The 1,901-nt window shown below is 47.7% G+C and carries 1 tRNA gene and 1 rRNA gene; both read left to right on the top strand.

The annotated features are described in order from the left end of the window. The first annotated feature begins 108 nt into the window (after positions 1-108). Positions 109-1,630: ribosomal RNA gene (locus tag P2W72_RS15670) — 16S ribosomal RNA — on the top strand. 188 nt (positions 1,631-1,818) lie between these two features. Then, positions 1,819-1,893: transfer RNA gene (locus P2W72_RS15665), tRNA-Ile, on the top strand. Positions 1,894-1,901 lie beyond the last annotated feature (8 nt).

Raw genomic sequence — 1,901 nt, 5'->3', positions numbered from 1 at the left:
TAACGGGTAAAAAGAATACTCAGTTATTTTTAAAGTTAAATACGAACATAGATATAATTATACTAGTTCTATTTGAGATATAATAGGGCTAGGACAAACAAACATTTTACAATGGAGAGTTTGATCCTGGCTCAGGATGAACGCTAGCGGCAGGCCTAATACATGCAAGTCGAACGATACCAGAGAGCTTGCTTTCTGGGAAAGTGGCGCACGGGTGCGTAACGCGTATGCAACCTACCTTAATCAGGGGGATAGCCTCTCGAAAGAGAGATTAACACCGCATAAAATCACACTTCGGCATCGAAGAATGATCAAATATTTATAGGATTAAGATGGGCATGCGTGACATTAGCTAGTTGGTGAGGTAATGGCTCACCAAGGCTACGATGTCTAGGGGATCTGAGAGGATGGCCCCCCACACTGGTACTGAGACACGGACCAGACTCCTACGGGAGGCAGCAGTAAGGAATATTGGTCAATGGAGGCAACTCTGAACCAGCCATGCCGCGTGCAGGAAGACGGCCCTATGGGTTGTAAACTGCTTTTATACGGGAATAAATCACTTTACGTGTAAAGTGTTGAATGTACTGTAAGAATAAGGATCGGCTAACTCCGTGCCAGCAGCCGCGGTAATACGGAGGATCCAAGCGTTATCCGGATTTATTGGGTTTAAAGGGTGCGTAGGCGGCCTGTTAAGTCAGGGGTGAAATTTTTCGGCTCAACCGGAAGCTTGCCCTTGATACTGATGGGCTTGATTACACTTGAGGTAGGCGGAATGTGACAAGTAGCGGTGAAATGCATAGATATGTCACAGAACACCAATTGCGAAGGCAGCTTACTAAGGTGTCAATGACGCTGAGGCACGAAAGCGTGGGGATCAAACAGGATTAGATACCCTGGTAGTCCACGCCCTAAACGATGAATACTCGATGTTAGCGATATACAGTTAGCGTCAAAGCGAAAGCGTTAAGTATTCCACCTGGGGAGTACGCCCGCAAGGGTGAAACTCAAAGGAATTGACGGGGGCCCGCACAAGCGGAGGAGCATGTGGTTTAATTCGATGATACGCGAGGAACCTTACCCGGGCTTGAAAGTTACTGAATGATCTAGAGATAGGTCAGTCCGCAAGGACAGGAAACTAGGTGCTGCATGGCTGTCGTCAGCTCGTGCCGTGAGGTGTTGGGTTAAGTCCCGCAACGAGCGCAACCCCTATGTTTAGTTGCCAGCATGTAATGGTGGGGACTCTAAACAGACTGCCTGTGCAAACAGAGAGGAAGGAGGGGACGACGTCAAGTCATCATGGCCCTTACGTCCGGGGCTACACACGTGCTACAATGGGCAGTACAGAGGGCAGCTACCTGGTAACAGGATGCCAATCTCAAAAAGCTGTTCACAGTTCGGATAGAGGTCTGCAACTCGACCTCTTGAAGTTGGATTCGCTAGTAATCGCATATCAGCAATGATGCGGTGAATACGTTCCCGGGCCTTGTACACACCGCCCGTCAAGCCATGGAAGTTGGGGGTACCTGAAGTACGTAACCGCAAGGAGCGTCCTAGGGTAAAACCGATAACTGGGGCTAAGTCGTAACAAGGTAGCCGTACCGGAAGGTGCGGCTGGAATACCTCCTTTCTAGAGCGTATTTAACTGCGCTCGTTATACTTCATTGATTTTCTTTATTAAAAAACAAAAGACAACCCAAAAGATGAGCCAATCAGCAGTGCTCCAGTTTGAGACGGGATTGAAAGTGTGAGTTTAGCGATGTGTGATATCTCATACTCAATACTCACTACTCAATACTCAATACTCTTTTTATAAAGAGTCCCGTAGCTCAGCCTGGTTAGAGCACTACACTGATAATGTAGGGGTCAGCAGTTCAAATCTGCTCGGGACTACAAGGGTA

The organism is Daejeonella sp. H1SJ63 (assembly GCF_029360775.1).
In the GTDB taxonomy this organism is placed as follows: Bacteria; Bacteroidota; Bacteroidia; order Sphingobacteriales; family Sphingobacteriaceae; genus Daejeonella.
The sequence above is the reverse complement of the archived record's forward strand: the minus strand, read 5'-3'. Positions and strand labels throughout refer to the sequence as shown.